The organism is Modestobacter sp. URMC 112, from assembly GCF_053502575.1.
In genome coordinates this window covers 860,209-881,903 of sequence record NZ_CP199957.1, presented here as the reverse complement: position 1 = coordinate 881,903, position 21,695 = coordinate 860,209, and the positions used below count along the sequence as shown (strand labels likewise).

20 protein-coding genes are annotated in these 21,695 nt (G+C 74.2%); 2 read left to right on the top strand and 18 right to left on the bottom strand.

What is annotated here, in order from left to right:
• Positions 1 to 2: 2 nt before the first annotated feature.
• The 8 genes from ACWIX6_RS04305 to ACWIX6_RS04270 form a co-directional block, all read right to left on the bottom strand.
• On the bottom strand, positions 3 to 821 hold the full coding sequence (locus tag ACWIX6_RS04305) for an ABC transporter permease (protein WP_448615606.1): 819 nt from the start codon (positions 819 to 821) through the stop codon (positions 3 to 5).
• On the bottom strand, positions 818 to 1,720 hold the full coding sequence (locus ACWIX6_RS04300; protein WP_448615605.1) for an ABC transporter ATP-binding protein: 903 nt from the start codon (positions 1,718 to 1,720) through the stop codon (positions 818 to 820). The genes ACWIX6_RS04305 and ACWIX6_RS04300 overlap by 4 nt, the downstream gene beginning before the upstream one ends.
• Before the next feature lie 160 nt (positions 1,721 to 1,880).
• A complete protein-coding gene (locus ACWIX6_RS04295; RefSeq protein ID WP_448615604.1) occupies positions 1,881 to 3,188 on the bottom strand; it encodes a thymidine phosphorylase in 1,308 nt (435 codons plus the stop codon).
• On the bottom strand, positions 3,185 to 3,586 hold the full coding sequence (locus tag ACWIX6_RS04290) for a cytidine deaminase (protein WP_448615603.1): 402 nt from the start codon (positions 3,584 to 3,586) through the stop codon (positions 3,185 to 3,187). Before ACWIX6_RS04290 ends, ACWIX6_RS04295 begins: the two co-directional genes overlap by 4 nt.
• Positions 3,586 to 4,860, bottom strand: a complete 1,275-nt coding sequence (locus ACWIX6_RS04285; RefSeq protein ID WP_448615602.1) for an ABC transporter permease — start codon at positions 4,858 to 4,860, stop codon at positions 3,586 to 3,588. The genes ACWIX6_RS04290 and ACWIX6_RS04285 overlap by 1 nt, the downstream gene beginning before the upstream one ends.
• Entirely contained in the window at positions 4,857 to 6,026 is a 1,170-nt protein-coding gene (locus tag ACWIX6_RS04280) for an ABC transporter permease (RefSeq protein ID WP_448615601.1), read from the bottom strand. The genes ACWIX6_RS04285 and ACWIX6_RS04280 overlap by 4 nt, the downstream gene beginning before the upstream one ends.
• Positions 6,023 to 7,561, bottom strand: a complete 1,539-nt coding sequence (locus ACWIX6_RS04275; RefSeq protein ID WP_448615600.1) for an ABC transporter ATP-binding protein — start codon at positions 7,559 to 7,561, stop codon at positions 6,023 to 6,025. The genes ACWIX6_RS04280 and ACWIX6_RS04275 overlap by 4 nt, the downstream gene beginning before the upstream one ends.
• Before the next feature lie 191 nt (positions 7,562 to 7,752).
• The gene (locus ACWIX6_RS04270; protein ID WP_448616973.1) at positions 7,753 to 8,817 is read right to left on the bottom strand and encodes a BMP family lipoprotein; all 1,065 of its coding nucleotides are present in this window, start codon (positions 8,815 to 8,817) and stop codon (positions 7,753 to 7,755) included.
• A 285-nt stretch (positions 8,818 to 9,102) separates the two neighbouring features.
• Between ACWIX6_RS04270 and ACWIX6_RS04265 the strand changes: the two genes are divergently transcribed.
• Complete coding sequence (locus ACWIX6_RS04265; RefSeq protein ID WP_448615599.1) at positions 9,103 to 10,482, top strand: D-alanyl-D-alanine carboxypeptidase family protein; 1,380 nt, start codon at positions 9,103 to 9,105, stop codon at positions 10,480 to 10,482.
• Here ACWIX6_RS04265 and ACWIX6_RS04260 read toward each other — a convergent pair.
• Genes ACWIX6_RS04260 through hisC form a run of 4 tightly spaced genes read right to left on the bottom strand, consistent with a single transcriptional unit; the run spans position 10,445 to position 14,386 of the window.
• A complete protein-coding gene (locus tag ACWIX6_RS04260; RefSeq protein ID WP_448615598.1) occupies positions 10,445 to 11,572 on the bottom strand; it encodes a YihY/virulence factor BrkB family protein in 1,128 nt (375 codons plus the stop codon). The genes ACWIX6_RS04265 and ACWIX6_RS04260 overlap by 38 nt on opposite strands.
• A gap of 10 nt (positions 11,573 to 11,582) precedes the next feature.
• A complete protein-coding gene (locus ACWIX6_RS04255; RefSeq protein ID WP_448615597.1) occupies positions 11,583 to 12,182 on the bottom strand; it encodes a 2'-5' RNA ligase family protein in 600 nt (199 codons plus the stop codon).
• Positions 12,179 to 13,207 (bottom strand): tryptophan--tRNA ligase, encoded by a 1,029-nt coding sequence (trpS, locus tag ACWIX6_RS04250; protein ID WP_448615596.1) that lies wholly within the window; start codon positions 13,205 to 13,207, stop codon positions 12,179 to 12,181. Before trpS ends, ACWIX6_RS04255 begins: the two co-directional genes overlap by 4 nt.
• A gap of 27 nt (positions 13,208 to 13,234) precedes the next feature.
• Complete coding sequence (gene hisC, locus ACWIX6_RS04245) at positions 13,235 to 14,386, bottom strand: histidinol-phosphate transaminase (protein WP_448615595.1); 1,152 nt, start codon at positions 14,384 to 14,386, stop codon at positions 13,235 to 13,237.
• Positions 14,387 to 14,458: 72 nt separating this feature from the next.
• Between hisC and galE the strand changes: the two genes are divergently transcribed.
• On the top strand, positions 14,459 to 15,415 hold the full coding sequence (gene galE / locus ACWIX6_RS04240; RefSeq protein WP_448615594.1) for a UDP-glucose 4-epimerase GalE: 957 nt from the start codon (positions 14,459 to 14,461) through the stop codon (positions 15,413 to 15,415).
• 83 nt (positions 15,416 to 15,498) lie between these two features.
• Here galE and ACWIX6_RS04235 read toward each other — a convergent pair whose 3' ends face one another.
• The 6 genes from ACWIX6_RS04235 to ACWIX6_RS04210 all read right to left on the bottom strand — a co-directional run bounded on the left by ACWIX6_RS04235 (position 15,499) and on the right by ACWIX6_RS04210 (position 21,645).
• Positions 15,499 to 16,830: a hemolysin family protein gene (locus tag ACWIX6_RS04235; protein ID WP_448615593.1), complete on the bottom strand. Its 1,332-nt coding sequence runs from the start codon at positions 16,828 to 16,830 to the stop codon at positions 15,499 to 15,501.
• 134 nt (positions 16,831 to 16,964) lie between these two features.
• On the bottom strand, positions 16,965 to 17,867 hold the full coding sequence (locus tag ACWIX6_RS04230) for a hypothetical protein (RefSeq protein ID WP_448615592.1): 903 nt from the start codon (positions 17,865 to 17,867) through the stop codon (positions 16,965 to 16,967).
• A 245-nt stretch (positions 17,868 to 18,112) separates the two neighbouring features.
• The gene (locus ACWIX6_RS04225; protein ID WP_448615591.1) at positions 18,113 to 19,330 is read right to left on the bottom strand and encodes an NADP-dependent isocitrate dehydrogenase; all 1,218 of its coding nucleotides are present in this window, start codon (positions 19,328 to 19,330) and stop codon (positions 18,113 to 18,115) included.
• An 82-nt stretch (positions 19,331 to 19,412) separates the two neighbouring features.
• Positions 19,413 to 20,366 carry a malate dehydrogenase gene (mdh, locus tag ACWIX6_RS04220; RefSeq protein WP_448615590.1) on the bottom strand — a complete coding sequence of 318 codons (954 nt, stop codon included), beginning with the start codon at positions 20,364 to 20,366 and terminating at the stop codon, positions 19,413 to 19,415.
• Between the two features lie 86 nt (positions 20,367 to 20,452).
• Entirely contained in the window at positions 20,453 to 20,779 is a 327-nt protein-coding gene (locus tag ACWIX6_RS04215; protein ID WP_448615589.1) for a DUF3017 domain-containing protein, read from the bottom strand.
• Positions 20,776 to 21,645 (bottom strand): bifunctional methylenetetrahydrofolate dehydrogenase/methenyltetrahydrofolate cyclohydrolase, encoded by an 870-nt coding sequence (locus tag ACWIX6_RS04210; RefSeq protein WP_448615588.1) that lies wholly within the window; start codon positions 21,643 to 21,645, stop codon positions 20,776 to 20,778. The genes ACWIX6_RS04215 and ACWIX6_RS04210 overlap by 4 nt, the downstream gene beginning before the upstream one ends.
• Between the last annotated feature and the right edge of the window lie 50 nt (positions 21,646 to 21,695).

Sequence of the window (21,695 nt, the reverse complement as noted above, 5' to 3'; positions counted from 1 at the left end):
TGTCAGCCGGTCCCCTCGTCCTGCCACCGGAAGGTGCGCACGCACAGCAGCAGGCCGACGACGCACCAGACGGCGAGCACCAGCGCGACCCGGCCGAGCTCCCAGGTGCCGGCCGGCTCGGCCGCCGCCAGGGCGTCGGGGAGGAACACCGACCGCAGGCCCTGCGCCATCCACTTCAGCGGGAACACCGCGGCCACCGTCTGCAGCCAGGTCGGCACCTGGCTGAACTGGAAGAAGACGCCGGAGATGAACTGCAGCACAAGCGCGACGGGGGTGACGGTCGCCGAGGCCGACCGGCCGTTGCGGGCCAGGCTGGAGATGGCGATGCCCAGCAGCGTGCACGCCGCCGACCCCAGGGCGGTCACCCAGGCGAAGGTCAGCCAGTCCGCCCCGGACGGCGGCTCGATGTCGTAGAAGACCGCCCCGATGACCAGCAGGATCGCCACGATGGCGGCGGTGACGACGAGGACCTGCACGACCTTGCCGACGAAGTAGGCGCTCTTCGGCATCGGCGTCCCGGCCAGCCCCTTGAGCGTCCCGTCCGACCGCTCGGTGGCGATGCTGATCGCCATGTTCTGCAGGCTGGCGCCCAGGATGCCGGCGGCGATCACCCCGGCCATGAAGTACTGGATGAACGACACGCCGCTGCCCAGGTCGTAGTCCAGCACCGCACCGAAGACCAGCAGCAGGATCACCGGGAACATCAGCGTGAAGACGACGGACTCCCGCTGGCGGAAGAACTCCTTGAGCTCCACCCCGGCGCGGGTCCGGCACACCCGGCCGACCGAGGGCAGCTCGCGCTCCGTGGTCCCGGCGCTCATGCCGCCTCCCCGATCATCCGCAGGTACACGTCCTCGAGGGTGGGCCGGGCCACCGCCAGGTCGGGCACCTCGCCGGGGAACCGGCCGGCCAGCTCCCGGACGAACGCGGTGGGCGTGGCGGTCTCCGCGGTCCGCCGGGCGCCGTCCTCGGTCCAGGTGACGACGGCGGGAGCGCGGCCGCGACCGCCGAGCTCGGCGGGGACGGCGACCTCGACGAGCCGGCCGCGGGCGATGACCCCCACCCGGTCGGCCAGCTCCTCGGCCTCGTCCAGGTAGTGGGTGGTCAGCAGCATCGTCGTCCCCAGGTCCCGCAGGGAGCGGATCAGCGACCAGAACTGGCGGCGGGCCTCCGGGTCGAACCCGGTCGTCGGCTCGTCGAGGAACAGCAGCCGGGGGCGGCCGACGATGCCCAGCGCCACGTCCAGCCGGCGCCGCTGCCCGCCGGAGAGACTCCGGCCGCGGGCGCCGGCCTTCTCGGTGAGCCCGACCAGCTCCAGCACCTCCGCCGGGTCCCGCGGATCGGCGTAGTAGGACGCCTGCGCGCGGAGCAGCTCCAGGCAGCTCAGCTGGCTGTCGCCCGCGCCGGACTGCAGCACGATGCCGATGTCGGCCTTCCAGTGCCGGCCGCCGACGGCCGGGTCGACGCCCAGCACCCGGACGTCGCCGCCGTCCCGCCGGCGGTAGCCCTCCAGCACCTCGACGGTGGTGGTCTTGCCGGCGCCGTTGGGCCCGAGCAGCGCGAAGATCTCCCCGCGCCGGATGTCCAGGTCGAGGTCCGCGACGGCGGTGCTGTCGCCGTAGCGCTTGACCAGGCCGCGCACCGAGATGGCCGCGTCGGGGTCCAGGGGGGTCTCGGGGCGCACCGCTCCGGGCGCGGTCTCGGCCGGCGTTCGGGTCACAAGGGGTCAGTGTCCTCCACGTCCGTGTGGCCCCCTGCAGGGTCCCGCCCCGAGCTCGCGAGGGGTGGGGGGCAGGGGGTCCTTCTCCCGTCCCCGAGGGAGTGGAGCCGCTGCGTCGCTCCTCGCGGGACCCTCCGGCCCCACTCGTCCCGACACCGCCCTACGGATGGAGGCGGTCCAGGACCAGGGGCAGCGGGACGTCGTCGGTGTCCACGCCCACCGCGCCCTCCAGCGCCTCCAGGGCCCGCGGGATCCGGCCGGCGTCGTCGGTCTGCAGCTCCAGCAGCGGCTGCCCGGCGGTGACCTGCTCCCCCACCCCGGCGTGCCAGACGACGCCCGCCGCGGCCGACACCGGGTCCTCCTTGCGGGCCCGCCCGGCGCCCAGCCGCCAGGCCGCCACCCCGAGCGCGTAGGCGTCCAGCCGGGTGAGCGTGCCGGTGGCCGGAGCCGGCACCACGTGCCGCTCCGCGGGCTGCGGCAGCGCGGCGTCGGGGTCCCCGCCCTGGGCGGCGATCATCCGGCGCCACACGTCCATCGCCCGGCCGTCGGCCAGGGCGTCGGCGGGGTCGACGTCGTCGCGTCCGACGCCGGCCAGCATCTCCCGGGCCAGCGCCAGGGTGAGCTCGACGACGTCGGCCGGACCGCCACCGGCCAGCACCTCGACCGACTCGGCCACCTCGACCGCGTTGCCGGCGGCGCGGCCCAGCGGCCGGTCCATCGCGGTCACCAGCGCGACCGTGCGGACGCCGGCCGCCTCGCCCAGCTCGACCATGGTGCGGGCCAGCTCACGGGAGCGCTCGGGCTGCTGCATGAAGGCCCCGGACCCGGTCTTCACGTCCAGGACCAGCGCGTCGGCCCCCTCGGCGATCTTCTTGCTCATGATCGAGCTGGCGATCAGCGGGATCGACTCCACGGTGCCGGTGACGTCCCGCAGCGCGTAGAGCGCCTTGTCCGCCGGGGCCAGGTCGTGGCCGGCCGCGCAGATGACGGCGCCCACGTCGCGCAGCTGGGCCAGGTACTCGACGTCGGACACGTCGGCCCGCCAGCCGGGGATCGACTCGAGCTTGTCCAGCGTGCCGCCGGTGTGCCCCAGCCCCCGCCCGGACAGCTGCGGCACGGCGACCCCGCAGGCGGCGACCAGCGGCGCCAGCGGCAGGGTGGTCTTGTCCCCCACGCCGCCGGTGGAGTGCTTGTCCGCGGTCGGCCGGCCGAGGGAGGACAGGTCCTTGCGGACGCCGGAGTCGATCATCGCCCGGGTCCAGACGGCGAGCTCGTCCGGCGCCATGCCGCGGAAGAAGACGGCCATGAGCAGCGCGCTCATCTGCTCGTCGGGGACGACGCCGTCGGTGTAGGCGCCGACCACCCAGCGGATCTGCTCCGCGGTCAGCCGGCCGCCGTCCCGCTTGGCCCGGATGACGTCGATCGCGTCGAACGGCTGCGCCGTCCGGGACCCCGCCGGTCCGGTCACCGACGGGCCTCGACCAGGTCCTGCGGGCCGAAGGCGTCCGGGAGCACCTCGGTCATCGGCACGATGCCCAGCGACACCGTCTCGATCAGCATGGCCGCACCGCCGTGCTCCCACAGCAGCTGCCGGCAGCGCCCGCACGGCATCAGCGGCTTCCCGTCCCCGCCGACGCAGGCCACGGCCACCAGCCGGCCGCCGCCGCTGCGGGCCAGGTCGCTGACCATGCCGCACTCGGCGCACAGGCCCAGCCCGTAGGAGGCGTTCTCCACGTTGCAGCCGGTGACCACCCGGCCGTCGTCCACCAGCCCGGCCACCCCCACCGGGAAGCGCGAGTAGGGGACGTAGGCGTGCGTCATCGCCTCGCGGGCGGCCGTGCGCAGCGCGTCCCAGTCCACGTCCATCAGTTCTCTCCTCGTCGGTAGACCAGCCCGTCGGCCTTCGGCATCCGCAGCCGCTGGGAGGCGAGCGACAGCACCAGCAGCGTGATCAGGTGCGGGGTGAAGGAGACGATCCCCTCGGGGAGCTCCTCGACGGCGAGGAACCCGACCAGCGAGGCGCCGGCGAAGGCCGCGGCGAGCACCGCCTGGACCAGCTTGCGGCGCACCGCCTGCCAGACCGCCACCGCGGCCAGCAGCAGCGCGACCAGCAGCAGCAGCGCCACCACCGCCGTCCGGCTGCGCAGCTGCAGGGCGTCGGCGAAGCCGAAGAGCCCGGCGCCGGCGGCCAGCCCGCCCGGACGCCAGTTGCCGAAGATCAGCGCGGCCAGGCCGATGAAGCCGCGCCCGCCGGTCTGGCCCTCGCGGTAGATGTTGGCGACGAAGACCAGGAAGACGCCGCCGAGCCCGGCCAGCGCGCCGGAGATGAGGACGGCGACGTACTTCAGCCGGTACACCGGCACGCCGAGGGAGTCCGCCGCCGCCGGGTTCTCCCCGCAGGAGCGCAGCCGCAGCCCGAACGCCGTCCGCCAGAGCAGCAGGTAGGACGCCGGGACCAGCAGCACCGCGAGCACCGTCAGCACGCCCACGCCGGCGGTGAAGCCGCGCAGCAGGCCGGCCAGGTCCGACACCAGGAACCAGTGCAGCGACTCGACGTCGCCCAGCAGGTCGGGCCCGGAGGACAGCACCGGCAGCGAGAAGCTCGGTGGCCGGCTGGACAGCGCCGGCGACTGGGTCACCCCGCCGCCGGCCGGGTTGTCGGTGTAGAGCAGCTCGGACAGGAAGCGGACGACGCCCTCGGCCAGGATGTTGATCGCCACGCCGGACACCACGTGGTCCACGCCGAAGGTCACCGTGGCGATGGCGTGCACCAGGCCGCCGAGCGCGCCGAACACCGCGCCGCCGATGAGCGCACCGGCCCATCCCCACTGGTAGCCGGCCCAGCCGGCACCCCAGGTGCCCAGCACCATCATGCCCTCGAGGCCGATGTTGACCACGCCGGCGCGTTCGGAGAACAGGCCGCCCAGCGCGACCAGGCCCAGCGGCACGGCCAGCAGCAGCGCGGCGCTGAACGTCGAGGACGAGGTGAGCGCCTGCTCCCCCGAGATCACCCGGACCGCGGAGACCAGCACCAGCAGGCCGACCAGCAGGTAGACCAGCCGACGGGACCGGTTGCCCCCCAGCAGGCGCTCGGTGAGCGCGCCCCGGGCGGACGTCGGGCTCGACGTCGCGGTGCTCATGCCCGGGCCCCCTCTCGCTCGTCGTCGGTCGTGCTGTCGGTGCTCCCGTCGCCGGTGGCCGGCGGGGCGACGGCCTGGCCGCTGCCGCGTTCGGCCTGCCGGCGGGTGATCCGCCGGGCGACCTGGTTGGCGACGACGACGGCCAGCACGATCGTGCCCTGGATGATCGTCACCACCGAGGCGGGGATGCCCTCGAACTGCAGCGGGATGGCGGCCCGGTCGAGGAAGCCGAACAGCAGCGCGGCCAGCGCGATGCCCAGCGGGGTGTTCCGGCCCAGCAGCGCGACGGCGATCCCCAGGAAGCCCAGGCCGGCGGTGAACTCCGTGCCGTAGTGGTGCGAGGCGCCCAGCAGGTCCGGCAGGCCGATCAGCCCGGCGACCGCGCCGGAGATCAGCATCGTCTTCACCACCATGCCGCGGGCGTCGACGCCGCTGGCGGTCGCCGCCGAGGGCGACAGGCCGGTGGCGCGCAGGTCGAAGCCGAACCGGGTGCGCGTGATCAGCACCGAGACGACGACGCCGGCGACCACCGCGACGACCAGGAAGCCGTAGAGGTCCGAGCGGGGCTCGGCGAGCCCCAGCCCGGTGAACAGCACGTTCAGGCCGGGGAACCAGCCGGACTCGGGGATGTCGGCGGTGGTGATGACCGAGGCGCCCTCCGGGCTCCCCCGCAGCGGGCCGGTGAGCAGGAAGGACGCCGTCCCCAGCGCGATGAAGTTCAGCATGATCGAGCTGATCACCTCGCTCACGCCCCGGGTCACCTTGAGCACGGCGACGACCGACGCCCACAGCGCGCCCACCGTCATCGCGACCACGACGATCAGCAGCACGTGCAGCGGGGCGGGCAGGACCACCGCGGCCCCGACCGCGGCGGCGATGATCGTGGCCAGCCGGTACTGGCCCTCCACGCCGATGTTGAACAGCCCCATCCGGAAGGCCACCGAGACGGCGAGCCCGGCCAGGAACAGCGGGACCGCCCGGTTGAGCACCACCACCATCGCCTGGGTCTGCTGAGACGGGGTCTCCCCGAAGTCCAGCATCACGCGGACGGCGGTGAGCGGGTCCTCCCCGATGAGCACGATGACCAGCGCCGAGATCGCCAGCGCGACGACGATGGCCAGCACCGGCGCGAACAGCGCCAGCCCGACCCGGCGGAGGAGCGTCATGCCGCACCCACCGTCGGGTCGCCGGCCCCGGTCATGTGCCCGCCGAGCTCCTCGGGGGTCAGGCGGGCCGGGTCCAGGGTGGCGACCAGCCGGCCGCGCAGCATCACGTGCAGCGTGTCCGACAGCCCGATCAGCTCGTCCAGGTCGGCCGAGACGAGCACGATGCCCATCCCCTCCGCGCGGGCGTCCTTGAGCAGCTCCCAGATGACCGCCTGCGCGCCGACGTCGACGCCGCGGGTGGGGTGGGCGGCGATCAGCAGCCGCGGCCGGGCGCTCATCTCCCGCCCGACGATCAGCTTCTGCTGGTTGCCGCCGGACAGCGCCATGGCCAGGGTGTCGGGCCCGGGGGCCCGCACGTCGTACTCCCGCATGATCCGCTGGGTGTCGGCCCGGGCGCCCCGCCGGTCGATGAACGGCCCCTTGACCGCCGGCGGACGGGTCTGGTGGCCCAGGACCCGGTTCTCCCAGAGCGGCGCCTCCAGCAGCATCCCCTGCCGGTGCCGGTCCTCGGGGATGAAGCCCAGGCCCTGCTCCCGGCGGCGCCGGGTCGACCAGGCGGTGATGTCCTCGCCGCCCAGCGCGACGGCGCCGGCGGTCAGCGGCCGCAGCCCCATGACTGCGTCGACGAGCTCGGCCTGCCCGTTGCCCTCGACCCCGGCGATGCCGACCACCTCGCCCTCGCGGACGGTCAGCGAGACGTCGTCCACCGCGGGCCGGCCGCCGGGCGCCGCGACGGTCACCCCGCGCAGCGACAGCACCGGGGTGTCGCGGACCGTGGAGGTGCGGGTCTGCGGCGTGGGAAGCTCCGCGCCGACCATCATCTCGGCCAGCTGCCGGGCCGTCGTCGTCCTCGGGTCGGCGGTGCCCACGGTCGTGCCCCGGCGGATGACGGTGATGGCGTCGGCGACCTTCCGCACCTCGTCCAGCTTGTGCGAGATGAAGACGACGGTGAGGCCCTCCCGCTTGAGCTCGGCCAGGTTGCCGAACAGCTCGTCGACCTCCTGCGGCACGAGCACCGCCGTCGGCTCGTCCAGGATCAGCGTGGTCGCCCCCCGGTAGAGCACCTTGGCGATCTCCACGCGCTGCCGGTCGCCGACGCCGAGGTCCTCCACCAGCACGTCGGGGTCCAGCCCCAGGGCGTAGCGGTCGGAGATGTCGCGGATGCGGGTCCGCGCCGTGGCGCGGTCCAGCCGGCCACCCCGGGTGGGCTCGCTGCCCAGGACGACGTTCTCCAGGACGGTGAAGTTGTCGGCGAGCATGAAGTGCTGGTGGACCATGCCGATGCCCGCGGCGATGGCGTCGGCCGGGCTGCGGAAGGTGACCGGCCGGCCGTCGAGCAGGATCTCGCCCTCGTCGGGCCGGTGCATGCCGTAGAGGGTCTTCATCAGCGTCGACTTGCCGGCGCCGTTCTCCCCCACGATGGCGTGCACCTCACCGCGGCGGACCCGCAGCGCGATGTCCGAGTTGGCCACCACGCCCGGGAAGCGCTTGGTGATGCCGCGCAGCTCGACCGCCAGCGGTGCCGGCTCGTTCAACGTGTCTCCCTCGGGGCGGTGCGGTGGACGTCGCACGGGCTCGGCGGGGCCGTGCGGCCGGAGGTCCTCCGGCCGGCGGGCCGTTCCTCGGTGTCCCTTCCGACGTCGAGACGGTACACACGGAAAACGGCGGGCCCGGGCGGTGTGTACCGCCCGGGCCCGCCGCCGTCCAGTGCTCTACGACCGGTGGGTCACGGGGTGGTGGGGACCGTGATCCCGCCGTCGATGATCTGCTGGCGGTAGTCGTCGATCGTCGCCTGGATGTCGTCGATGTAGCCGCCGGAGGTGGACAGGCCGACGCCGTCGGACTCCAGGTCGTAGGTGACGTCCGTGCCGCCCTCGACCGACCCCTCCGAGTACGCGGTGATGAACTCCTGCACCGCGTTGTCCACCCGCTTCAGCATCGAGGTCATGATCACGGCCTGCTGCTCAGGCGGAGCGGTCAGGTACTGGTCGGAGTCGACGCCGATGGCGCGCTTGCCGGCCTCGACCGCCGCCTGGAAGACACCCTCACCCGAGCCACCGGCGGCGTGGAAGACGATGTCCGCGCCGGCCTGGTAGAAGCCCTGGGCGACGCTGTAGCCGCGGTCGGGGGCACCGAAGCCGCTGAAGTCACCGGCCGGCGACAGGTAGGACACGTCGACGGTGATGGCGGGGTTGACGGCCTTGGCGCCGGCGACGTACCCGGCCTGGAACTTCTCGATGAGCGGGCTCTGCACGCCGCCGACGAAGCCGATCCGGTCGGTCTCGGTCTTCGACGCCGCGGCCACGCCGGCGAGGAAGGAGCCCTGCTCCTCGGCGAAGAGGAGGCCGGTGACGTTGTCGCCCTTCGCGCCGTCGGCGTTCGAGCCGTCGACCTGGGCGAACGTGGTGTCGGGGAACTCGGGGGCGACCTCGCCGATGATCTCGTCGTAGTTGAAGCCGACGGCGATGACCGGGTCGTAGCCCTGCTCGGCCAGCTGGGTGAGCAGCTCGCCGCGGTTGGACGCGTCGTCGTTGGGCGACAGGGTCTGGACGTTCTCCTCGACGGTGCCGCCGAGCGCCTGGACGGCCGCCTCGACCCCGGCGAACGCCGAGTCGTTGAACGACTTGTCGCCGCGGCCGCCGGTGTCGAAGGCCAGGCCGATCTTCAGGTCCTCGGTGCCGCCACCCCCGCCACCGCCGCCGCCCCCGGCGCTCTGGGGTTCGTCGCTGGCACAGGCCGCGAGGGCCAGGCTGCCGGCCAGCAGCAGGGCGGCTGCCTTCATCCCACGCACTCGGCGCAAGACGGTCTCCTCTCTCGGGAGGCGCCGGGCGACGTCCGTCGCCCGCGCCCCGGTGGTGGTCCGGGTCGTCCCGGGGTGCGCTCGCCGTCCGGCGGCCCGCGGGGCGGACCGGCCAGGGGGACGGCGACTCCGGCACGCTAACCGCGGCTCCCGCCGCGGGCCCCCTCCGGGCCGGGGACCGATGCCGGATCGTTGCCTTGGAGCACGACCGCCCGGACGCCGGCCGGTCACCGTCCGGGCGTCCGGCCCCCCGGGCACCCGATAGCGTCTGACCCCGTGCACCGGCAGCCCTCGCGAGCCCGCCGGGCGGCCGCCGCGGTGGCTGCCGGGCTGCTGCTGGGGGTGGCGTCCCCGGTGCTGGGCCCGGTGTCGGGCCCGGTGCCCGTGGCGCTGGCCGAGGCGCCCCCGCCGACCGTGGACCCGGCGGCCCCGACGCCCACCTCGCCTCCGGCGGGGCCTCCGCCGCAGGGCAGCGCACCGGACGGGACGACCGTCGGCGGGGAGCAGCTGGACACCCGCGGCCTGGTCACGGTGCCCGGCGCGCCGCCGCTGCCCGAGGGCGTCGACGCCCGCGGCTGGCTGGTCGCCGACGCCGGCACCGGTGCGGTCCTCGGCGCGCAGGACCCGCACGGCCGCTACTACCCGGCCAGCACGCTGAAGACGCTGACCCTGCTGACCCTCACGCCGGTGCTGGACCCGGCGCTGGTGGTGGAGGGCACCACCGAGGACGAGGCCGTCGAGGGCAGCCGCGTGGGGCTGGTGCGCGGCGGGCAGTACCCGGTGTCGCTGCTCTTCCAGGCCCTGATGATGCAGTCGGGCAACGACGCGGCCAACGCGCTGGCCCGCGCGGCCGGCGGGCCGGGCCCGACGCTGGCGGCGATGAACGCCACGGCGCGGCGGCTGCAGGCCTTCGACACCGTCGCGGGGACGCCGTCGGGGCTGGACGTCGCCGGGCAGTCGTCCTCCCCCTACGACCTCGCGCTGGTCATGCGCCAGCTGGTGGCCGACCCGGTCACCCTGGCGGTGCTGCAGACCCGGACGGCGCAGATGCCGCCGGTCCCGGGGCTCACCGAGGGCTACCAGATCCAGAACGACGTGGCGCTGCTGGACAGCTACCCCGGCACGCTGGGCGGCAAGAACGGCTTCACGGACGCGGCCCGGCACACCTTCGTGGCCGCCGCCGAGCGGGACGGCCGCCGGCTGGTGGTCAGCCTGATGCAGGCCGAGCGGGTGCCGGTGCCCCCGGCGGACCAGGCAGCCCGGCTGCTGGACTGGGGCTTCGCCGTCCCCGCGGGGGCGTCGGAGGCCGGGCGGCTGGTGGAGCCGCGGGCCACCGGCGCGACCGAGCCGCCCGCCGACGTCACGGCCGCCGACGTCACGGCCGCCGACGGCACGCTGTCCTCCGCCGACGCCTCGTCCGCGTCCGCGTCCTCGTCCGCCGCCTCGTCCGCGGCCCGTGCGGTGCGGGCCGCCGACGCGGACGACCCCGCCGGGGGGTCCCCGCTGCTGCCCATCGGGCTGGGGACGGGGGCCCTTGCCATCGTGGTGGCGACAATCCTGGGCCGCCGGCGCGCCGTGCGACCGGCACCGGGGGGCGGCGACGCCGGTGCCCCCGCGGTCAGGCGCCCGCCGGCCCGCCGCCCGCCCGGCGGCTGACCGTCCTCCGGTCGCTCACGTCCCGGCGGCGGAGCAGCCGGGAGAGCACCCCGGCCCCCGCCGCCCCGGCCAGTGCCCCGACCGCCAGCAGTCCGCCGACGACCCGCATCGGCGACCGGCCCGCCGTCGCCGGCGTCCGCACGTAGCCGGGCGCGGGCAGCGGCGGCGGGGCGGGATCACCGGTGACGGCGAGTCCCTCCGCCTCGATCGCCGGGATCGTCGCCGTCCACGCGGCGGTGTAGAACGCGAAGCGGGCGACCACGTTGATCCACACGATCACGCCGACCGTGCCGCCGAGGGCCTGGGCGGTGACGTTGCTGTCGATCAGCGACAGGTACCAGTTGCCGGCCAGCTTCAGCAGCTCGAACCCGACCGCGCCGAACACCGCGCCGGGCAGCAGCCGGCCCACGCCGAAGGGGTTGTCCGGCACGCCCTTCAGCAGCCAGAGGAACACCAGCACGTCACCGGCGACCGCCAGCGTGATCGCCACGCCGCCGGTGAGCAGGAAGAAGCCGGGGACCTCGTCCAGGCCGAGCAGGTCCAGCAGCCGGGAGGACGCCGTGGTCGCCGTCGTGGTGAGGGCGACGCTGGTCACCCCGGCGACGGCCAGGCCGAGCAGCGCCACCAGGTCCTTGACCCGGTCGGCGAGGAACTCCGGGGGGTCCGGGCGGCCCCGCCAGACGACGTCCATGCCGACCCGGAGCTTGTCCATCGCGCCGAGCCCGACGAAGAGGAACCCGGCCAGGCCCACCACACCGAAGGCCGTCGCGCTGCCGATGGCAGCGGTGACCTGCTCGGCGAGCTCCGCGCCGGTGGTCCCCGGCACGGTCTCCCGGACGGCGGTGGTCAGCTGCTCCTGCAGCAGCGGGTCCCCACGGAGCACGAAGGCGGCGACCGAGGCCAGCAGCAGCAGGACCGGGAACAGCGCCAGGACGGCGTAGTAGGTGACCCCGGCGGCCAGCAGGTCGCCCTGCACGCGGTTGTAGTGGCCGCCGGCGTGGACCAGGTGGTCCAGCCAGGGCCGGCGCGCCCGTTGCCGGCGCAGCAGGCCCCGCGCCGCGGCGGTCCCGCGGCTGATCGGGTCGGTCACTCGCCGGGGTTCAGCGGGGCGGACCGGTGAGCGGGTACTCGCACGACACGGCCCAGGCGCCGTCGGGGAGCTGCTCGAACTCGGTGAACGAGTCCACCCGGAACTCGGCCTGCAGCTCGGCGAGCCCCTCGTAGGCGACGTCCAGCATGTCGGTGGGGACGTCGTGCGCCACGGTCACGTGCGGGTGGTACGGGAAGGTCAGCGGCCGGGCCAGCGGCCCGGTGCGCACGTCGCCGGCGATGAGCTCGCAGTCGGCGATGCCGCGGGCGACGGCGACGAAGACGACCTCGGAGACCGGCCGGAAGGTGCCGGTGCCGGACAGGTGGACGTCGAAGGGCGGGTGCCGCCGGGCGACCCGGGCCAGGTGCGCGGAGATCCGCGCGCGGTCGCTCACCCGGACCACGGTCGGGGGCAGCAGGGTGACGTGCGGCGGCACCAGGCTGGCCTGCGGGTCGCCCACCTTGGCCCGCCAGTCGACGAGCAGCTGCGCCCACGGCTCGGGCACCGACACCACGACGCCGAGCACGGCCGTGTCCCTCGCGGCGACGGGTTCGCGCTGCGGGAGGAAGGTGAAGGTGTCCTCGTTGGTGCGCCGCGGCCGGGTGGTCACCGTGGCGCCCCCGTGGCGGCCGGCGGCAGGAAGCCGACGCGGTCGTAGGCGGTGGCCAGGGTCACGGCAGCGACCTCCCGGGCCTTGGCGGCGCCGCCGGCCAGCACGCGTTCCAGCTCCGCCGTGTCGGCCATCAGCTCGGCGGTGCGCTGCTGGACCGGCGCCAGGGCGTCGGTGACGACCTCGGCGAGCTCCTTCTTCAGGTCGCCGTACCCGCGCCCGGCGAAGCGCTCCTCCAGCTCGGCGACCGACAGTCCGGAGAACGCCGAGTGGATGGTCAGCAGGTTGGTGACGCCGGGCTTGCCGACCGGGTCGGCCACCACCTCCCGGCCGGTGTCGGTGACCGCCGAACGGATCTTCTTGGCGTTGACCTTCGGGTCGTCCAGCAGCGACAGGCAGCCGGCGCCGGGCAGGCTCTTGCTCATCTGCTTCTCCGGCGTCTGCAGGTCCAGCACCTTCGCCGCGCCGGCCGGGATGTGGGCCTCGGGCACGGTGAACGTCGTCCCGAACCGGCCGTTGAACCGGGTGGCCAGGTCCCGGGTCAGCTCCAGGTGCTGGCGCTGGTCCTCACCGACCGGCACCCGCTGTGCCTGGTAGAGCAGGATGTCGGCGGCCTGCAGCACCGGGTAGGTGAAGAGCCCGACGCTGGTGCTGGCCGTCCCCTGCCGCTGGCTCTTGTCCTTGAACTGGGTCATCCGGCCGGCTTCGCCGAACCCGGTCAGGCACTGCAGGACCCAGGCCAGCTGGGCGTGCTCGGGCACGTGGCTCTGCACGAACAGGGTGCTGCGCGCCGGGTCGACCCCGAGGGCGAGCAGCTGGGCGGCGGAGACCAGCGTGCGCCGGCGCAGCACCTGGGGGTCCTGCTCGACGGTGATCGCGTGCAGGTCCACGACGCAGTAGAAGGCGTCGTGGTCGTCCTGCATGCTCACCCACTGCCGCAGGGCTCCCAGGAGGTTCCCGAGGTGGAAGGAGTCCGCCGTCGGCTGGATGCCGGAGAGCACGCGTGGAGCAGGCACGCCCTCCATCGAACCACGCGCGCCCCAGTGGTCCGCTCAGGCTCCCGGTGCCCCGCTGGGCACGCTGGTCAGCGGCGCGTCGGGACGCTCCGTGTCGAGGACGGCGTCCAGGGCGGCGAGGAAGACGTCGTCCTCCTCCGGTGTGCCGACGGTCACCCGCAGCCCCTCACCGGCGAACGGCCGGGTGATCACCGCGCGCGCCTCGAGCGCCGCGGCGAGCTCGGCGGTCCGCTCCCCCAGCGGCAGCCAGACGAAGTTGGCCTGGCTGTCGGCGACCGTCAGGCCGCGGTCGCGCAGCGCCGCGGTCAGCCGGGCCCGCTCGGCGACGACGGCGGCGCACCGTTCCCGGACCTCCGCCTCGCTGGCCAGCGCGGCCACGGCGGCGGCCTGGGCCAGCGTCGAGACGCTGAACGGGACGTGGGTCTTGCGCACCGCCTCGGCCACCGCTGGGTCCTCGGCGACCAGGAAGCCCACCCGCAGGCCGGCCAGCCCCCACGCCTTGGAGAAGGTGCGCAGCACCGCCACGTTCGACCGCCCGCGCATGAGCTCCAGGCCGTCGGGGACGTCGGGGTCGGTGACGAACTCGCGGTAGGCCTCGTCCAGGACGACGAGCGTCTCGGCGGGGACGGCGTCGAGGAACCGCTCCAGCTCCGTCCGGCGCACCGCCGTCCCGGTGGGGTTGTTCGGGTTGCAGACGAAGACCAGCCGGGTGCTGCCGTCGATCGCGGCGAGCAGCCCGTCGAGGTCGTGCGTGTCCGGTGTCCCGCCCGGGCTGCCCGGCACCAACGGGACCCGCACGTCGCGGGCACCGGCCACCTGGGCGAGCAGCGGGTACATCTCGAAGGACCGCCAGGCGAAGGCCAGGCTGGTGCCGGGGTCGTTGTAGGCCTGGGCGAGCTGCTGGCACACCGTCACCGCGCCGCAGCCGGTGGCCACCTGGCCCGGGTCGACGCCGTACCGCCGGGCCAGTGCGGCCGTGAGCACCGAGGCCGCGTTGTCGGGGTAGCGGTTGGTCTCCCCCGCGGTGACCCGGATCGCCTCCAGGACGGCCGGCAGCGGCGGGAACGCCACCTCGTTGCTGGCCAGCTTCACCGCCCGCTCGACGCCGATCTCGCGGGCCAGGTCCGCGGGGTTGCGGCCGGGCCGGTAGGCCGGCAGGGCCGTCACGACGGGGCGCGCGCTGACCACGGCTGCTCCTCCTGCGCCCCTCCCCGGCCGGGCACGGCCCACCGGTCGGGCGGCGTCTCTAGGCTGGTGGGCATGGACGTTCTGGTCGCCGGCGGCGCCGGCTACATCGGCAGCGTAGTCACCGCGGCCCTGCTCGAGTCCGGTCACCGGGTCACCGTGCTGGACGACCTCTCCACCGGCCACGCGGACGCCGTCCCCGAGGGGGCGACGCTGGTCCGCGCCTCGCTGCACGACTCGGGGCCGGTGCTGGCCGACGTGCGGCCCGAGGCGGTGCTGCACTTCGCCGCCAAGAGCCTGGTCGGGGCCAGCCAGGTCACCCCGGAGGAGTACTGGCACACCAACGTCGGCGGATCGCTGGCGCTGCTGGAGGCGATGCGCGCGGCGGACTGCCGGCGGATCGTGTTCTCCTCCACCGCGGCGACCTACGGCGAGCCCGACGAGGTGCCCATCCCCGAGGACGCCCCGACCCGGCCGACCAACACCTACGGCGCCAGCAAGCTCGCCGTCGACCACATGTTGACCTCCTACGCGGTGGCCCACGACTTCGCCGCGGTGAGCCTGCGCTACTTCAACGTCGGCGGCGCCGCGTACGGCCTCGGCGAGCGGCACGCCACCGAGACCCACCTGATCCCGATCGCGCTGCAGGTCGCCGCCGGCACCCGCGACGCGCTCACCGTGTTCGGCGAGGACTACCCCACCCCCGACGGCACCTGCATCCGCGACTACGTGCACGTGAAGGACCTGGCCGCCGCGCACCTGCTCGCCCTGCCGGCACCGGCACCCGGCGAGCACCGCGTCTACAACCTGGGCAGCGGCACCGGGTTCTCGGTGCAGCAGATGGTCGACGCCGTCCGCACCGTCACGGGGCACCCGGTGCCGGTCGTGGTCGGCGACCGGCGGGCCGGCGACCCGGCGCGGCTGGTGGCCAGCTCGGGGAGGATCCACCGGGACCTGGGCTGGACGCCGGAGCACACGGAGCTCACCGAGATCGTGGCCGACGCATGGGAGTTCACCCAGCGCCAGAAGTGAGGAGGACCCCTCGCCCGGCCCCCGTGGCCCCGTCCCGAGGCTCGTCCCGAGCTTGCGAGGGATGAGGAGGACGGGGTCCTTCCTCAGCTGGAGGCCGGCGCGGCGGGGGCCTGCTCGGTGTCGGTCTCCTCGGCCTCGACCGGCGGGGAGACCGACAGCCGGGCGATCCGCCGCCCGTCCAGCTCCAGCACCCGCACCTCGCGACCCTCGACCGTCACGGTGTCCCCGACCTCCGGCAGCCGCCCGAGGTCAGCGAGGACGTAGCCGGCGACGGTCTCGTAGGGGCCCTCGGGCAGTCGCAGGCCGGTGGCCTCGGCGAAGTCGTCGAGGTTCAGCAGCCCGTCCACCTCGTGGGGGCCGCCGGCCGGCTCGTCGTCGGTCCGGGCGTCCTCGTCGTACTCGTCGTAGATCTCCCCGATGACCTCCTCGATGAGGTCCTCCAGGGTGACGATGCCGTCGGTGCCGCCGTACTCGTCGACCACGATGGCGAAGTGCGCGTTCTCCTTGCGCATGTCCGACAGCGCGGTCAGCACACCGGCGGTGCCGGGCAGCTGCTTCACCTGCCGCGCCAGGTCGCCGACGGTCGCCGCCCGGCCGGCCGGGTGGTTGGGCAGGAACAGGTCGCGCACGTGCACGAAGCCGACGACGTCGTCCTGGCTGCGGCCGACCACGGGGTAGCGGGAGAAGGTCGACTCGGCCACCTGCTTGGCCGCGCGGCTGGCGGTCATCGACGCGTCGAGGAAGTCCACCTCGGTGCGCGGCGTCATGACCTCGCGCACCTCCCGGTCACCGGCCCGGAAGACGTCGTCGATCAGCCGGCGCTCGTCGCTGGACAGCGACTCGTGCGCGGCGACCAGGTCCCGCAGCTCCTCCTGGCCGATCGCCTCGCCGCTGGCCTTGGGGTCGCCGCCGAGCAGCCGCACGAGCAGGTCCGTGGAGCGGGACAGCAGCCAGATGATCGGCCGGAACGCGGTCGCGATGCCGTTGAGCGGCGCCGCCACCAGCAGCGAGAAGCCCTCCGCGCGCTGCAGGGCGAGCCGCTTGGGGGTCAGCTCGCCGACCACCAGCGACAGGTAGCTGATCGCGATGGTGACCGCGACGAACGCCACCGGGTCGGCCACCCCCGGCTCGAGCCCGAGGCCGGTCAGCCAGTCGGCCAGCGGTCCGGACAGCGTGCTGGCGCCGAAGGCGGCGGAGAAGAACCCGGCCAGGGTGACGCCGACCTGGACGGCGGCGAGGAAGCGGTTGGGGTCACCCAGCAGCTTGTTGAGCGCCTGGCCGCGGCGGCCGCTCTCGGCGAGCGCCCGCACCTGCGACTCCCGCAGCGAGACCAGGGCGATCTCGGCGCCGGAGAAGGCGCCGCCGATCAGGACGAAGGCCAGGACCATGACGATGTTGAGCCAGATGTCGCTCACCGGGGTACGTGCTCCTCCTGGGTGGTGCCTCGACGGGAGGCTCCCGTGTCCCGACCACGCTAGCGGCTCCCGTCAGGTCCTCCGGCAGTGCGCCGCTGCGCGAGATCGGGGACGTGGGGCACCCGTCGACGGGGTCAGCGCCCTGCTCCCCCGATCTCGGTGGCGGACAACAGTGCGCGGACCCTCGCCACCACCTCGGTCGGCCGCCGCAGGTCCGCCACCGTCACGTGCAGCACCCGCCAGCCGGCCGACACGAGGGAGTTGAGCCGCCGCCGGTCCTGGATCAGCTGGCCCGGCCGGCCGTGCCAGACACCGTCGTACTCGACCGCCAGCTTCGCATCCGGGTAGGCCAGGTCCACCCGGGCGACGAAGACGCCGTCCGGGCGGCGCACCCGCCACTGCGGGACTGGCGGCAGGCCGGCCAGTGTGAGCAGCACGCGCAGCTGCGACTCCGGTGGCGACTCGGACCGTTCGTCGGCCAGCGACACCGCCTGCCGCGCCCGGCGACACCCACGGCCGGACGGGATCTGCCCCGCCGCAGTCTCCAGCTCCGGTCGGGCGACGACGGCCCGGGCGAGCATCGCGTCCAGTAGCGGCACCGAACTGATCAGCGGTTCCAGCCGGGCAACGTCCAGTGCGGTCCGCACCTCGGCGGTGCAGCGGTGCCCGCCCCAGACGACCACGTCGCCGTCGGGCACCGTCGCCTGACGGATGCGCAGTCCCGTGACCGGACCGAACCGGGCGCTGGGCGGGACCGTCACGTCGACCGGGGTGGTGACGTCCACCGCCTCGCGGAGCCCGTGCAGGAAGGCCGCCGACCGGCCCGACACCACCGCCTCGGGCGGGACGAGCAGCGCGGCACCGGCCAGCCGGAGCCCGTGGTCGTCGGGGACGGCGGAGTCGGCGTAGACGTCCCGGAAGAGCCGGCGCCAGCAACGACCACGGAGCATGTCGCGTGTGAGCAGGCCGGCGCTGACCGCGTCACTGCCTCGGAAGACCCGCCCGACGAGCTGTACGGGACGATCGGGGACAGGCACTGCGGCACCCTGCCGCATCGGCGGCTCCCGCTGCAGGCGTCGTCCACAGGTCATCGAGATCGGGCATCAGGGAGGCTCGGCTCCCCGCTGAGGGCCCCGAATCCCCGTTCTCGACGCACCGACCGACCCCGGGACGCGCGACGGCCCCCTCGACCACGGAGGTCGAGGGGGCCGTCGTGCCGGTCGGCTCCCCTGCAGGGCCCCACCGCGAGCCTGCGAGCGGCGGGGAGCAAGGGGGTCCTTGCTCAGGAGGCCATGGCCTTCTTCAGGTTGGCGTCGATGGCGCCCAGGAAGTCCTGGGTGGTCAGCCACGGGCTGTCCTTGGAGATCAGCAGCGCGAGGTCCTTGGTCATCTGACCGCTCTCCACGGTGTCGATGCAGACCTTCTCCAGCGTCTCCGCGAAGCGGGTCACCTCGGGGGTGCCGTCCAGCTTGCCGCGGTGGGCCAGGCCCCGGGTCCAGGCGAAGATCGACGCGATCGGGTTGGTCGACGTCTCCTTGCCCTGCTGGTGCTGCCGGAAGTGCCGGGTGACCGTGCCGTGCGCGGCCTCGGCCTCGACCGTGCGGCCGTCCGGGGTGGCCAGCACCGAGGTCATCAGGCCCAGCGAGCCGAAGCCCTGCGCGACCGTGTCGGACTGCACGTCACCGTCGTAGTTCTTGCACGCCCAGACGTAGCCGCCCTCCCACTTGAGCGAGGCGGCGACCATGTCGTCGATGAGCCGGTGCTCGTAGGTGATGCCGGCTTCCTTGAACTTGTCGGCGAACTCGGTCTGGAAGACCTCCTCGAAGATGTCCTTGAACCGGCCGTCGTAGGCCTTGAGGATCGTGTTCTTCGTGGAGAGGTAGACCGGGTAACCGCGGGCCAGGCCGTAGTTCAGCGAGGCCTGGGCGAAGTCGCGGATCGACTCGTCCAGGTTGTACATCGACAGCGAGACACCGGCGCCCGGGGCCTGGAACACCTCGTGCTCGATCGGCTCGGAGCCGTCGGACGGGGTGAAGGTGACCGTCAGGGTCCCCGCGGAGGGGAACTTGAAGTCGGTGGCGCGGTACTGGTCGCCGAAGGCGTGACGACCGACGATGATCGGCTTGGTCCAGCCCGGCACCAGCCGCGGCACGTTGGACATGATGATCGGCTCGCGGAAGATGACGCCGCCGAGGATGTTGCGGATCGTCCCGTTCGGGGACCGCCACATCTTCTTCAGGCCGAACTCCTCGACCCGCGCCTCGTCCGGGGTGATGGTCGCGCACTTGACGCCCACGCCGTGCTGCTTGATGGCGTTCGCGGCGTCGACGGTGACCTGGTCGTCGGTCGCGTCGCGGTGCTCGATGCCCAGGTCGTAGTACTCGAGGTCCACGTCGAGGTACGGCAGGATCAGCTGGTCCTTGATGAACTGCCAGATGATCCGGGTCATCTCGTCGCCGTCGAGCTCGACGACCTTGCCCTCTACCTTGATCTTGCTCACAGCATCCTCCTCATGCTCGTGTGGCCCGGCTGCAGGGTCCCGCCGCGAGCGTGCGAGCGGTGGGGGGCAGTGGGGTCCTTCTTCAGAGGTCGGCCACGTCGGCCTGCTTGGCGCGCACGGCCTCCGCCGCCTCGCGCAGCCCGGCCAGCTCACTGTCGGACAGGTCGCCCTCGACGACCCTCCGCACGCCCTCCCGGCCGATCTCGGCCTCGACGCCGAGGTAGACCCCCTCGATGCCGTACTGGCCGTCGACCCAGGCGCAGACGGGCATGACCGCGCCGCTGTCCTCGATGACCGCACGGGCCATCCGGGCGGCGGCGGCGGAGGGCGCGAAGTAGGCCGAGCCGGTCTTCAGCAGGGCCACCACCTCGGCCCCGCCGTTGCGGGTGCGGGTCACCAGGTGCTCGATGCGGTCGGCGGGCAGCACGTCGGACAGCGGCTTGCCGTCGACGGTGCAGCGCGAGGGCACCGGCACCATGGTGTCGCCGTGCGACCCGAGGGTCAGCGTGCGCACCGAGGAGACCGGGACGCCGAGCTCCTGGGCGACGTTGTCGGTGAACCGGGCGGTGTCCAGCATCCCGGCCTGGCCCATGACCCGGTTCTTCGGGAAGCCGCTGGCCAGCTGCGCCAGCGCCGTCATCTCGTCCAGCGGGTTGGACACCACGATGAGGACGGCGTCCGGAGAGGTCTGCGCGATGGACTCGGCGACCTGGCGGACGATGCCGGCGTTGGTCTCCAGCAGGTCCATCCGGCTCATGCCGGGCTTCCGCGGCAGCCCCGCGGTGATCACGACGACGTCGGAGCCCTCGGTGCCCTCGTAGGACCCGCCCCCGACCCCGACGACCTTGGTCTCGAAGCCCTCGATCGGCCGCGACTGGTTGAGGTCCAGCGCCAGCCCCTCGGGCTTGCCCTCGACGATGTCGGTGAGGACGACGGTCTCGAAGACGTCGTACTCGGCCAGCCGCAGTGCGGTGGTGGAGCCGTAGAAGCCGGCGCCGACGACCGTGACCTTGCCCCTCCGTGCCTGCTCTGCCATGCCCGCCAACCTAGCGCCGAGCAGCACCGCCCGCCCGCGCGGGGCTGCCGCCGCGGGTGGACCGCTCCTCCGCCGGGGGCCGAGCCTCAGCCGGAGGGCAGGGTGAGCGCGATCAGCGCGATGGTCAGGCCGGCGCCGGCAGTGAGGGTGGCGTCGATGGTGCGGCTGCGGACGGCCAGGAACCCCAGCCGCGGCAACGGCAGCAGCAGCCGGAACACCGCCGCCACGACGAGGGCCAGCCCGACGACGACGAGACCGCGACGCCAGTGCTCCAGGGCGACCATCCCCAGCCCCACGCCCACGCCCACGATGACCAGGAACAGCGGCCACTGCCGCACCAGCCCGGCCAGCAGCGGCCGCCGCACGTAGAGCGGCGGCCGGGTGCCCGGCGGCGGGGCGGCCGGGCGGGTCATGCGCTCAGCGCCTCGGCACCCACGGCCTGCTCGGCGGCGAGCACCACGTTGGCCAGCAGCATCGCCCGGGTCATCGGCCCCACCCCGCCGGGGTTGGGGGCCACGTGGCCGGCCACCTCGACGACGTCGGCGGCGACGTCCCCGGCGATCTGCCCGTCCACCCGGCTGACGCCCACGTCCAGGACGGCGGCGCCGGGCTTCACCATGTCGGCGGTGATCAGCCCGGGCACCCCGGCGGCGGCCACCACGACGTCGGCGGTGCGGGTGTGCGCGGCCAGGTCGCGGGTGCCGGTGTGGCAGAGGGTCACGGTGGCGTTCTCGGTGCGCCGGGTCAGCAGCAGCCCCAGCGGGCGGCCGACGGTGATGCCGCGGCCGACGACGGTGACCTCCGCGCCGGCCAGCGGGACGTCGTACCGGCGGAGCAGCTCGACGATGCCCTGCGGGGTGCACGGCAGCGGCGCCGGGACGCCCAGGACCAGCCGGCCCAGGTTCACCGGGTGCAGCCCGTCGGCGTCCTTGGCCGGGTCCATCCGCTCCAGCACGACGCTCTCGTCCAGTCCCCGCGGCAGGGGCAGCTGGACGATGTACCCGGTGCACTCCGGGTCGGCGTTGAACTCGTCGACGACGGCGAGGACGTCGGCGAGGTCCGCGGTCGCCGGCAGCTCCCGCTGCAGGCTGGCGATGCCGACCTGCGCGCAGTCCTTGTGCTTGGCCGAGACGTACCAGCGGCTCCCCGGGTCGTCGCCGACGAGCAGCGTGCCCAGCCCCGGGCGCCGTCCGGCGGCCGCGAGGGACGCCACCCGCTCGGTCAGCTCGGTGCGGATCGCTGCCGCGGTCGCCTTGCCGTCCAACGTCGTCGCAGCCACGTGCCCAGTCTGCCCGACGTCCCCGGCGGGAGGCCCCACCCGCCCTAGGC

Bases quoted from the DNA above. Each gene is read 5' to 3' on its own strand.
- ACWIX6_RS04305 (WP_448615606.1), bottom strand. From the start codon at position 821: ATGAGCGCCGGGACCACGGAGCGCGAGCTGCCCTCGGTCGGCCGGGTG.
- ACWIX6_RS04290 (WP_448615603.1), bottom strand. From the start codon at position 3,586: ATGGACGTGGACTGGGACGCGCTGCGCACGGCCGCCCGCGAGGCGATG.
- ACWIX6_RS04285 (WP_448615602.1), bottom strand. From the start codon at position 4,860: ATGAGCACCGCGACGTCGAGCCCGACGTCCGCCCGGGGCGCGCTCACC.
- ACWIX6_RS04280 (WP_448615601.1), bottom strand. From the start codon at position 6,026: ATGACGCTCCTCCGCCGGGTCGGGCTGGCGCTGTTCGCGCCGGTGCTG.
- trpS (WP_448615596.1), bottom strand. From the start codon at position 13,207: ATGGAGGGCGTGCCTGCTCCACGCGTGCTCTCCGGCATCCAGCCGACG.
- galE (WP_448615594.1), top strand. From the start codon at position 14,459: ATGGACGTTCTGGTCGCCGGCGGCGCCGGCTACATCGGCAGCGTAGTC.
- mdh (WP_448615590.1), bottom strand. From the start codon at position 20,366: ATGGCAGAGCAGGCACGGAGGGGCAAGGTCACGGTCGTCGGCGCCGGC.
- ACWIX6_RS04215 (WP_448615589.1), bottom strand. From the start codon at position 20,779: ATGACCCGCCCGGCCGCCCCGCCGCCGGGCACCCGGCCGCCGCTCTAC.